14 protein-coding genes are annotated in these 11905 nt (G+C 37.7%); 4 read left to right on the plus strand and 10 right to left on the minus strand.

Annotated elements, in window-relative coordinates:
- Positions 1-244: 244 nt before the first annotated feature.
- Positions 245-1264 (plus strand): DUF4870 domain-containing protein, encoded by a 1020-nt coding sequence (locus KS419_RS08030; RefSeq protein ID WP_217065679.1) that lies wholly within the window; start codon positions 245-247, stop codon positions 1262-1264.
- A 577-nt stretch (positions 1265-1841) separates the two neighbouring features.
- Here KS419_RS08030 and KS419_RS08035 read toward each other — a convergent pair.
- Positions 1842-2279, minus strand: a complete 438-nt coding sequence (locus KS419_RS08035) for a hypothetical protein (RefSeq protein ID WP_217065682.1) — start codon at positions 2277-2279, stop codon at positions 1842-1844.
- Between the two features lie 553 nt (positions 2280-2832).
- Between KS419_RS08035 and KS419_RS08040 the strand changes: the two genes are divergently transcribed.
- From KS419_RS08040 to KS419_RS08050, 3 genes are all read left to right on the plus strand, one after another.
- On the plus strand, positions 2833-3099 hold the full coding sequence (locus tag KS419_RS08040) for a helix-turn-helix domain-containing protein (RefSeq protein WP_217065684.1): 267 nt from the start codon (positions 2833-2835) through the stop codon (positions 3097-3099).
- A gap of 311 nt (positions 3100-3410) precedes the next feature.
- Positions 3411-3881, plus strand: coding sequence for a competence protein ComK (locus KS419_RS08045; protein ID WP_217065685.1), 471 nt, complete (start codon positions 3411-3413; stop codon positions 3879-3881).
- Between the two features lie 510 nt (positions 3882-4391).
- Positions 4392-4853, plus strand: coding sequence for a DUF6036 family nucleotidyltransferase (locus KS419_RS08050; protein WP_343215040.1), 462 nt, complete (start codon positions 4392-4394; stop codon positions 4851-4853).
- Positions 4854-5081: 228 nt separating this feature from the next.
- Here the strand turns inward: KS419_RS08050 and KS419_RS08055 are convergent, their stop codons facing one another.
- The 9 genes from KS419_RS08055 to KS419_RS08095 form a co-directional block, all read right to left on the minus strand.
- The gene (locus KS419_RS08055; RefSeq protein WP_217065689.1) at positions 5082-5474 is read right to left on the minus strand and encodes a DUF2442 domain-containing protein; all 393 of its coding nucleotides are present in this window, start codon (positions 5472-5474) and stop codon (positions 5082-5084) included.
- A 16-nt stretch (positions 5475-5490) separates the two neighbouring features.
- On the minus strand, positions 5491-5733 hold the full coding sequence (locus tag KS419_RS08060; RefSeq protein ID WP_217065691.1) for a DUF4160 domain-containing protein: 243 nt from the start codon (positions 5731-5733) through the stop codon (positions 5491-5493).
- Positions 5734-6422: 689 nt separating this feature from the next.
- Positions 6423-6983, minus strand: a complete 561-nt coding sequence (locus KS419_RS08065) for a DUF7713 domain-containing protein (protein WP_217065692.1) — start codon at positions 6981-6983, stop codon at positions 6423-6425.
- A 356-nt stretch (positions 6984-7339) separates the two neighbouring features.
- Complete coding sequence (locus KS419_RS08070; RefSeq protein ID WP_217065693.1) at positions 7340-7651, minus strand: DUF2442 domain-containing protein; 312 nt, start codon at positions 7649-7651, stop codon at positions 7340-7342.
- Between the two features lie 146 nt (positions 7652-7797).
- Positions 7798-7971 carry a hypothetical protein gene (locus tag KS419_RS08075; protein WP_217065694.1) on the minus strand — a complete coding sequence of 58 codons (174 nt, stop codon included), beginning with the start codon at positions 7969-7971 and terminating at the stop codon, positions 7798-7800.
- Between the two features lie 13 nt (positions 7972-7984).
- Positions 7985-8392, minus strand: a complete 408-nt coding sequence (locus KS419_RS08080; RefSeq protein ID WP_217065695.1) for a GAF domain-containing protein — start codon at positions 8390-8392, stop codon at positions 7985-7987.
- Positions 8389-8919 (minus strand): hypothetical protein, encoded by a 531-nt coding sequence (locus KS419_RS08085; RefSeq protein WP_217065696.1) that lies wholly within the window; start codon positions 8917-8919, stop codon positions 8389-8391. Before KS419_RS08085 ends, KS419_RS08080 begins: the two co-directional genes overlap by 4 nt.
- A gap of 52 nt (positions 8920-8971) precedes the next feature.
- The gene (locus tag KS419_RS08090; RefSeq protein WP_217065697.1) at positions 8972-9745 is read right to left on the minus strand and encodes a transposase; all 774 of its coding nucleotides are present in this window, start codon (positions 9743-9745) and stop codon (positions 8972-8974) included.
- Between the two features lie 20 nt (positions 9746-9765).
- On the minus strand, positions 9766-11310 hold the full coding sequence (locus tag KS419_RS08095; protein WP_217065699.1) for a YifB family Mg chelatase-like AAA ATPase: 1545 nt from the start codon (positions 11308-11310) through the stop codon (positions 9766-9768).
- Positions 11311-11905: the final 595 nt, after the last annotated feature.

The following is an 11905-nucleotide window of genomic DNA, read 5'->3' on the forward strand; positions in this document are numbered from 1 at the left end:
AAGTTCACGGACAGTTCACGGACCTGGTCCCCGAAAGTTTTGTGAAAAGACACAGAATAAACCGGGACCAGGTCCCGCAACTTTTTGTGAACTCAGGTGAGAATTCATAAAATTGTGCGGGACCAGGTCCGTGAACACTTTGTGGCAGTACTAGGTTCTGGTTTAGTTATAGGTGAGGCAAATCGTTTATGAAAGTTTTCGTCATATGTTATTATGGTTGAATACAATAGTTGGAGGATTACTAATGCTACAGGTTATGACAGAAAACGTTCATTGGGTATTTGTCTTATTCGTTGTTGGAGTGGCAGTGTTTCACGGGAGTGTTTATTACATTAAGGTAACAAAAGCCCCAAATATAAAAGGATTTGAAAAGACATATAAAAAGACATTTGCCTATGATCCAAAATGGAAAACAAAACTGTTACTAATAATTGCTCTCATTATTCTTTTATTACTTATCTTTAACAACATTAACAACTTTACATTATTGATAAACAATTTCATTAGTTTTGCTTTACTATTTTTGCTAGCGCTAGGAATTCAAATGCTATTTAGTGGCATCGGTCTATTGCTTGCGGTGTTTCCTTTTTATAAAGAAGGAGATACAGCAGTGGAAACAAACCTTAAAGTGAACCTTTTTCTAATAATAAGTGGAATACCTTTTATTGTGCTATTCCTGTTTACGAGAGATGGAGTAATATTACTAACCAGTTTAGTACTTTTATTTGTTGGTTTATTTGGCTATTTTAATATTAAGAGGATCGTGAAAAAAAGAAAAAGGATGCTAGAAAATGGAGAGATTTACGAGGATAATCAACCACAGGATTTAGTTGATTCCAGAGTAGATCCTAACAATAGAACAAGCCAAACTTTGACTAATCGTCTAGGTGGAGCAGTGAGTCATGTATTACCACTGCTTCCACTCCCATTTGGAAATATTATATTAACTCTTATATATTGGGCGATAGTCAGAACTCAATCTGATTATATGGACCATCATGGCCGTCAATCCTTAAACTTTCAAATTAGTTTTACACTTTATCCAATTATAATAACTGTAATATGGTATGTTTTCAGTTTAGTTAACAATTGGTTATCCGACGGAACAGGACCAGATCTTCTTGGTCTTATGGTAGGGATTGTAGGAGTTTCCTTTTTTATTGTCTTTTTCGTTCTCTATGGAGCATTAGCTATCATTGCCATCATCTCAGCCCTACTAGGTAAAAAATTCACATACCCAATGACAATCAAGTTCTTCAAATAATTGTCACCGACTGGGACGGAGACGGAGGGACAGGATCCCCCTTCATACTGTGCCTGGGCAGATTGACAAACCTTGAAATAACACAAATCAGTAATGTATAATATTAATAGATAAGCCATATACTAAAAAAGACCGAGTGCGTCAACACCCGGTCACAGCAACTACATGCCGCATGAAGAGCGGCGACCATAAGTACGAATGGAGAAAGTAACCATCCCTAACCTTGGTTCGGCGTGAGGACGGTTACTTTTTTCTTGTTTCTGTGACGATCAAAACAATGAATGTAACCAGACTTATTAAAACTAAGTTTGATTGCATTGAAAAAGTAATTGCCTCGTATATCGTCATTATCCCACCTCCCTTCTCACCCGGGAGATGGTCAACCACCCATCCGCTTTATGAAGTTGCTATAAAGATTATACCAAACGAACGTTCCCACCTACAATTAAATTCCCAATCTAATAAAACAAGGAACAATTCTCTCACTTTAACAAATTAAAGTCCTGGGGGACAGGTATCAGAACCCTAATCCTATGAAGAAAGTAAGACCAGCTGAACCTCCAGTTCTCTTACATTATCATTTCATGTGATTGCCACTAAAAACTCTATTCAAAACATCTTGAAAACACTTGTCAGTCTTCGCAAAGTTTTGCTGGGATTGGTAGAGACTCTTAAATGCTCTGATTGCAGTTTCATCCGTCAACTTTACTCCCTTATACACTAGTTTGTATCTATCATTTTCATTAGTTAAGTAACTATTTTCAACAAACTCAAGATTAAGTTTCACCAGCCGCGCTAATTCTTCTTGATATAGGAAAAAAGATTTGAGATGAGAGTTTTTCTCTTCTTTTTCCTTACCGTACACGACCATTTCGATAAGGATGTTTAATTTACTCCGGTACTTGATTGCTTCCTCCATAATAGGTAACCACTCATATACTTCGGTATCTTCAGATAGATGGTGTAAGAAGAAAGAGGACCTCGCATCATTGTATTGGATAAAACCATACCACATTAGATCCTCTTGACAATTATCAAGTGCTACCCTAAAAGCTGATCTTGATTCATTTAAAAACATGATAATATTATCTTTAGGGTATTTTTCTATACATTTTCATCATTCAATTTTACCACTAGTTTCGTTCTAATTGTTAGGGAGTTCATAACATAAGTAATAACTCTATCCCTAGGCCTCCTTCGGACTGGTGCTCATAATAAATCCCTCTTATTTTTATTCTCTTTTTGATTCTTCCACTCTTTGTTTGTCACTTATATCGTACAAATCCATAGTCTAAACTTTAAAGGACATAGGAACAGGCTCACTTTCCCAATCACCATCAAAACACAGGGAAAGGTGAATTGTCTCAGTCCAGTAATAAAATCCCCTTTGACGAGGTACCTGTCCATCTCTCCCCCCAGACCGATTTCCAACCGTCCCCCCTCGTCCCCACCACCAAAAGTTCACAAAATGTTCACATTAATTTACATTTATTTACAATATGTCGTGAATAGCAGATCGAGTCCCTGATAAGCAAATTCCATAATGTACTTAAAAAGGAGAATGGAATTTGAATAAAAAGGTTTATAACCTAATTACTGGGAAGGTAATAACAGGAAGAAGATTACATCGTGGTTTAAAACAACATGAATTAGCTGATAAAGCTAACATTAATAGAAGTCACTTAAGCGATGTGGAAAAGGGGATGGTAAACCCAACACTTGACACAGTACATAAATTAGCAAAAGGGCTTGATACCTCCGCAACATCCATTGTTCGAGAAATAGAAGAAGATTATAATAGCAACTTTAAAGAAATTATGGATAAGAAAGAGTGAGTGATCTTCCCTTCCCTCACTCTCATTAATATAATTACATACTCAACTATTTGCTCAACTATTCACAAACTCAAATAAAACTCTCCCCCCTTTTCGTTTGCGGAAAGGGGAAATTTACGCCATACACATCCAATTTAAACCATATTTGTATTTATAAACTAATAATACTATTTATTATCCAAATCCAAATCCATATTCAATTCCAATTCTAATCGCACTTTTTGGAAAATTACCTTCCTATCTACTAACAATCCTAGCAATTTTCCAAGTAAATAATATACTAATGACAAACGAAATGGAGTGCTTTGTTTATGAAAAAGAAGATCGAGCAAGAGAATTACCTTATTAGCAAAAGCACAGAGGTATTGCAGCCAGTATTTCACATGTATTATAGTACGGTTGTTTGGGAAGGAGACACCATTATTTATGTAAAAGCACCATGTTATAAGATACTGGACGACTCCTGCTTGCCACGAGGAGCCAGTTATGACGGCCGTCGGACCGCCGTTATTCGAAAAATAGGTACTAAAATAAAAGTACCCATCCTCGTATGCAGACAAGAAGAAATCTATGCTATCCCAACCATGTCACCTAAGAACTACAACTGTATTTGGATCTTCTATCATCACGTCGATGACATAGCCATAGATAAAAACAGACCTGGCAAATGTATCGTTATATTTAAAAGCGGTAATCAGTTACCTTTAGATGTATCCTATTACGTCATGTCAAAACAGCTTGGCCGCACCGCCCGCTGCATCACCGTATTCTCTAGCATGTAAACAAATCACACTAACAGCGATCAACGATCATCACTATAATAAATAATAGCCGTGTAGCGCTCATGCAACACACGGCTTTTTTTGTTTGAACCTTTTGGAAAAAGTGAGTTGAAAATGCCTCACAAAGTAGGTGGGGTAAAGGGTAAAAATAGGTGACTTTTCGACTCTCCCACCATTTCAAACACGTTTTATATCCCTTTCAACAACACTACCTCACCCTTTATGATACCCTCTCCAACCATCTCCGCAAATTTTTTAATTCATATATTATATACCTTGCTTGTACAAATTATCAGGATCCAAATCAAGGTCACCAGGCCAAATTATTGTTCCTAATTGCTTCCCGGACATATTCTTGGATACCTGTACCTTATTGAGCCTCTATAGAAGGAACGAGCAAGTTCCATGTAGAATATATATTTAGAAAAGAAGCGAATTTTCAAGAAACGGGAAGACATACTTCGCACTTTAGTAGATCTGGATTATTAATTAAGTATACGAAAGCAACGTATTGCGTTAACAATCTTTGGTGGTTCTGCACTACTGTTAAAAACGGATCTCCACGTTACCGGGGACATTGATGCTGTGATTCGTATGGAAAAAGAAGACGTAGAACTTCGAAAATTATTGAGAAAATATAACATCAACGATGATTTAAAAAGTGTAATGGAACTTCCTCCAATGGAAGATGTCTACGAAGACATGGAAACTTTGAATGTACCCTTCAATAATATCAAAGTAGAATTACCATCTCCTGAACTTCTTATCATCTCAAAGCTCTTTGCCACAAGGCAAACTACAAAAGATATGGAGGATGTATTAAATTCAGGCATATTGGACCATGCTGATATAAACAAATTAAAAATGTTGTATAAAGAATATCGAGGCTATACTGTATTACCAGAACGTCGCTATAACAGTTTGGACGACCTATTAGAGGATTGGGAGAACCGAAAAAAGAAAGGAAGGTGATAAAGATGAATAAGGAAAATGTTTTTTTACAGTTAGTTAAAGAAGAACAGTTGTTTTTGGTGCCCCTCTGTCCCCCCAAAAACCTTCGGTTTCCGTATATTAATTTATCGCTCTAATTGACTATAGGAGCAAGAGAACTGCCCCTCGCTTCCGCATATGGTAAATTTTATATTATTTACAAATTAATTTACAGTTACTTAACGCTAATGGGTCAGACCCCCATGCCCCTTATTCTTCTCTTATTATATATGAGTATATTTTATTTTTTTTAATTCTACTTTTAGTTCTATTTTTCCTTCGAGGACTCCAAACATTTGAATCCTGCTGTGTTGGATATACTTTTACATTACTGTACTTACTTCGCCTAATTTGTCCAGTTCTTTTTAACTCTTTTCCTTCGTTATATAAAACTTCGGGATCGATATCTGCTTCATTTGGCCATACTATCGTTCCTGCCTCTCGATCTACCATAACTTCACGAAAAAATTCTTTTCTAGTAAGGGGTTGAAACATTGGTCCTTTTATAAATGGTTCTATATTTACTATCTTCCTTACACGATTATCAAATGTAACTAATAATTTGTAATGTTTAATTACCTTTACATCAATAACTTCACGCAATTCATCTCACCTCTTTTTATATCTTTTCTAATGGTAATTGCCGTAATGCTCTGTCCCAATTATCCTGGAGTTTTTGATGGTTGTTGAGTGCCCAATTAGTAACTACTTTCTTCACTTTAGGAGACAAGCTTCCTTCAATAATTTCACCATCTAATGAAACCATCGCATTCTCTCCGCCTCTTATATGAAAATGTGGAGGGGGGTGATCATTATAGTGCATATATATACTTAAACCATTACATTCCCCTATTCTTGGCATGGTATACCCCTCTACATTTAATTCATAAATCTATAAGTAAAAATTCTACGTTCTATTTGTAGCCAATTATAGCATGAACACTTAATCAAAAAGTGGGCCATTTTTCTTTACTGGAGATACAACAATAACAACTTTCATATATACCATCGGAAACCTATAAATATGTAGTGTGGCAGAGACCCTTCCCTTTAACTTTCACAGATGCATCTGGTGATCCAACATTATAAATGTATCACTCCCTTTACTTCACTTGCGCTTCCACTTGGACACGATATCCTTCCAGTCCCTTGAGGCCAATACTGGTAATTTTCGCTGACATGGTTCCGTCCTCCATATTTATTTTTTATTAGTTGAAATTGACGATGAGATAGTAGTAATGTGGGGTGTTTTTTAAAAATTTAGTTTGCGTTGTGTGAAAAAAAACGGTGTGATATGAGTTAAAAAAGTGGATTTTCGTACGTATCAGGGGGTTACTTTGAAGTCTTCAAAAATGTACTTTTATTATAAAGGAACGAATGAAATTTGTCGATTTTTTACTGTTTTAACAAAAGAAGAAGGGGGACGGACCTTGCGCTACCCATGAGGGAGCGACAGGCCCGTCCCCTCTGCTTCTGGTTACGATGACTTCTATCCAATAAAGGATCACACAAACCGTTCCCGTTTGCCTCCAGACGTTTGTATTCTATCTATCACACCTCATCCACCATATCAATCATCTTCACCTTTATCTGAAACCCTTCATACGAATTTACCATTCGCCCAAACTGATACCAAGTATAAGGCTTGCCATCAATCACAATGATCGGAACATCCTCATTTCCTTCATCATATTCGATCCTACCAACCACTACGGCATGTTCAATATATTCCACTGGTTTTCCTGTTGGGGAAACACTATTTTTGATATAAGTTTTCGCTAACCCACGCTTTACCTTATCAACCAATTGCTGAAAAAGCTCCGCTTGATTACAATCCAGTTCCCCTTGAACAGAAAACTTATAGCCATACTCAATACTCTCCTCAGCCTCCATCGATATTCCCATTGGATGCAGATGTTGATTGATACGAAACTCTCTTCTAACTCCACGAGAATCCGGTACAATAAAAAACTCTGGGTGTGCTTCTAGTTTTAGTTCTAGCACATCTTCCATCTCTTTATTGTAACAGCGAACACAATATCGATGACTCTCTTCCTCATTCGAGATAACAACCTTTACTTCGTTCCTGCGACAGCGCTCACATAGATTCATCGTATCTTTCACCTTCACCTTAGTAGTTTTTTACTTATGCAAATCCAGTTACATATCTATAATTCCAGTTAATTGTTAACCTTATTATAATAGCTATTGGAAATATAAAATACTACATTTCACCACTTAGACAGACTTGAAAAGTACGATTTTGTGAAAAATAAGGTTATGATAAAACGAAATAGAAAAAGTGGGGAAGGTATACTAATCAATCATCCTGCCCGTTCCCCCACCCTTTTTAAATTTAGTAATATATACTTAGAAATACCTTCTTATAGGTTCCAAAAACCTTCGGTTTCCATATACTAATTTATTGCTCTAATTGACTAAAGGAGCAAGAGAACCGTCCCCTCGCTTCAAGCCCTCTCCAACCAGCCATCTTGGTCTTGCTCTTGGTTTAGAATCTCCGCTAATTTTTTTATTTCATCTATTTCTATACCTTGATTATATAAATTATCAGGATCTAAATCGAGGTCTCGAGGCCAAGTTATTGTTCCTAATTCATCATCAACTGTTACCCTATTAAAAAACTCCATATCTTTTAACTGCGCAAGAGATCCTTTCATTACAGGCTTTATATCCACTAATTTCCGCTCACCATTATCAAACTCCAATAATAACCAACCGTTTAATTTAGGCACCGGTACAGCTCTGTTAATTAGTCTCATTTTCACACATCCTTTAATACAGTGGTGGAATCTTGCTAGGAACAACGCCTTCTCTGCAAGCTCCACCAAGAAGCACGGAAGACGGCCTTGCGCTACCCATTAGGGACCGAAAGGCCTGTCCCCTCTGCTTTGAACTCCTTGTACAACTATGATTCTTTTTTTCTCCGAACTCTTCCTGACATATCTGTATAAACCTCTGCAAGTCCCAACCTTTTTGCCTTTCTTAACAAATCATCCGTTCTTTTGTGGGATGCAGACAATGTTGATTTTTGCCTTTTTTCTAAATCAAATCCATATTTTCGATCTGTAATCAAACTCATCAAATACACCCCTCTACTTATTAATTATCTTATCATAAAAATGCGCTAACGCACACATATCGGCATAAAACACAACAGTTCTTTCATCATCTTTTTGGAATTCATCAATGTCTTCACTTTGAATACACAGAACACCAACAACACTATTACCTACTTTTATCGGCACGCCTAAAATTGAACCATATTCATGTCGAGGAGCGTATACCCCTTGAAAGTACTCACTATTATTAACATTTGATACAAGCTTTGTTTCCCCTGATTCCCAAATATAACCGGCAAACCCTTGGCCTTGTTTGAACCTTCTTTCCCTTGAAGAAGAGAATTCAATACGATTATATGCAAACATTTCTAATTCATCATCATTATTAATAAAGTATATGGTAGAAGACTTATCGGAGCGATCCTCTAATAAAATAGTCACACACTCATCCAAAACATTGTTACAAAACTCCCACTTCCAATTTTCATTTGTATTAAAGAACGAACTAATCTGCTTGCATTTTTATGGTGCCGTATAAAAATATCACTTATATACGCCACTTCACCTAATTCAATATCTTTTACTTCTAGCTCGTTTATTAACTCATCTATATATTCTTCTTGTTTAGAGATTTTTCCTTTTAGATCTCGGTTTTTATTAATAAGCTTACTATCTGCTAAATTTCTCTCTTCTACAAAGTCACTGTGATACATAAAATTAGGTATATTTGTTGTACCAATCGATACCGCATTAGGATTAGTGCGTATAATTTTTGCTAGTGAATGTGTAGACACTAGAATAGTAATAATAAGTCCAAGAACAAGTCCAACTCTCAATGCTGTTACATCATGTGAAGGCTTAATCCACTTATGAATCGTAACATACATTTCACTAATCCCTAAAAATATCATTAATACTAGAATGAAACTGATAAAAATACTCCAAAACCTACGTTGTGCTTTCGACATAATATCACACCCTATTCATTCAAAGTTCAGTCTTTTACTTAGTTCATCATTACTAAGCTTTAAAGATAAAAGTCGGTGATACTCCCAAAATTCTCGCTGCCTGCCGCTGTGATACACCCTCTATATCCTTCACCTTCCTCAACACCTCATCCCTTTTTACCTTAGGCAAACTTTTCACCTGCGCTATCTCTAACTCTCCTAATACCTCTCTAATTCTATCTCTCGCTTCTTCGTCGGAGATCCTTATACTCGCTGTATCATCTAGGCATTGATCCTGATTCTGCCTTTCATTAAATTCCATAAACCTCTCCCTTGCCACCCTAGAATCTTTTGGGAAAAGGTTCAAAACAAAAGAGTCGTCCAGCAACTCTACTGGATAGCAGTACATTCCATAATAACCTCTACAGCTGCTCCACTTCCAATCAGGTGGACGTTTCACCACCCCAGCCTTCACTGGATTTTGATGAAGGTATCGGATAACCGTTAATAAGTACTTTTCCGTCTCCACTTTTTCACTTTTGAATCTATCTTGAAAAACGTGACCAGATGTATAGTACTTCCAGTTATAATAAAATGCGAAGCTAACTCCAATACGTTTTATAGTAGTACCGATCTCCTCATCCCCTTCCCGCACAAGAAGATGAACATGATTACTCATTAGGCACCATCCATATACCAGGATCCCCGTTCTTTGTTTATATCGGAGCATGATTTCAAGAAATTTCCTGTTATCTTCCTCGTCGTGAAATATTTCCTGTCTATTCGTCCCTCTCAACATAATATGGTAGATACCACTTTTACTTTTCTCCCTTGCTCTCCTAGGCACCTCTCTCTCCCTCCCATGCTTTAAAACTCTGAAACTATTTGTTGCGGATCGGGAGGTATCATATTCCCACGATCTATCTGGCGCAGTGATAGTGCTTCAGCTAAAGCTTCATTGGTGATAGCTTTCTCACCCCTCATATCCGCAATCGTCCGTGCCAATCGAATAATCTTTATTTGAACCCGATTGCTGTAACCTTGTGCAATGGAAAGACTTTGGAGTTTATCCTGCTGTTCCCTTGTTAAAGGATACTTATCGATAAGTTGTTCAAAAGGGACACTTGCGTTACAGATTTCCTTTCCATATCGTTGATATTGTCTTTCTCTGGCATCCTGTACCCGTCTTCTAACTGATTCAGAAGATTCAATTCCTTGAAAACTGTGGTCATGTAGGTTTACAGGCCTTAAGGACAACAGGATATCGATACGATCCAATATTGGACCCGATACACGATTTCTGTATGTATTGATCTGCTTTACCGAGCAGGTACAATAGTTCCGATTAGATCCTAGATAACCACAGGGACAAGAATTCATGGCAGCAATAAAAATAAACTTAGCTGGATAGGTAACAGTGGAATGAACTCGGCTGATGGTAACCTTTTCGTTTTCTAGAGGTTGGCGTAACATATCAAGAGTCTTCTTAGAGAATTCTCCTAGTTCATCTAGGAACAGCACCCCTCGGTGGGCTAACGAGACTTCCCCGGGCTTTGGATTCGTTCCTCCTCCGATGATGGAAACAGCTGATGCAGAATGGTGTGGATGGCGGTATGGGGGCATCGTAAGGGAATCATATGGAGCACAAGCCAGTTGATACAAGCTGATCTTTTCCAGCTGGGCTTCTTTGGATAGTGGCGGCAAGATAGATGGAAAAGTTTCTGCCAGAAGACTCTTCCCACAGCCTGGTGGACCATCCATTAATACAAAATGTTCTCCACTTGCCGCAATCTCTAACGCTCTTTTGGCAAACTCATGACCAATAATTTGATTAAAATCTCTTTCGACCACCCTTTGCTCTTCAAAGGTAGATATTGGTTGGATAAATGGTAAGGGTTGGCGCCCTCCAAGAAGGTCTAGGACATCCTGGAGGTTTTGAACATAAATGAGTTCGAGGTCGTTAATATCAATTCGGGGTATAGTAGAATCAAACGGAAGGAATAACTTCCTTAGACCAAGATGTTTCGCAGCTAAGATAGCAGCGATCATTCCCTCAACCGGTAGAATTGTTCCGTCCAAAGACAACGCACCGATAAATCCGGCATCACTAGGGATCTTCTCCTGTTTAAGAAAACCTCCACTCTTTAACACGCCAATGGCAATCGCCAAATCAAAAAGTGGTCCATTCTTCTTCACTTCTGCAGGGGATAGGTTGATGACAACTTTCAGATCTACTATCGGAAAACCCATGCTATAGAGAGCTGCTGAGACCCGTTCCCTCGATTCCTTTACTGAAGCATCCGGAAGCCCAACGATAATAAAAGATTCGATTCCTTCTTTCACCTGAGCTTCCACTTGGACACGATATCCTTCCAGTCCCTTGAGGCCAATACTGGTAATTTTCGCTGACATGGTTCCGTCCTCCATATTTATTTTTTATTAGTTGAAATTGACGATGAGATAGTAGTAATGTGGGGTGTTTTTAAAAATTTAGTTTGCGTTGTGTGAAAAAAACGGTGTGATATGAGTTAAAAAAGTGGATTTTCGTACGTATCAGGGGTTACTTTGAAGTCTTCAAAAATGTACTTTTATTATAAAGGATCGAATGAAATTTGTCGATTTTTTACGGTTTTAACAAAAGAAGAAGGGGGACGGACCTTGCGCTACCCCTGAGGGAGCGATAGGCCCGTCCCCTCTGCTTCTGGCTTAGCAAAAATAGGTTAATAGTATCAAACCCAGAGAGTGGGGAGCTGTGTCCAAATAGAGGAAATCCATTTATTATCATACACTTTTATATCTAGTAATATATGCTTATTCAATACATTATAAGTTCTATAAACCTTCGGTTCCATACGTTACCTTTAACACTCTAATTGATTAAAGGAGCACAAGAACCGTCCCCGCGCTCCTCCCGTAGAGTGGTTAGACCGGCCATTTAGATCAAATGATCTTATCCGAATGCACGAAAATGCCTTCCGCTTTTATGGAGGAATGTCCATTGAAATAG

It is taken from the genome of Evansella tamaricis, assembly GCF_019042215.1.
Lineage (GTDB): Bacteria > Bacillota > Bacilli > Bacillales > Salisediminibacteriaceae > Evansella > Evansella tamaricis.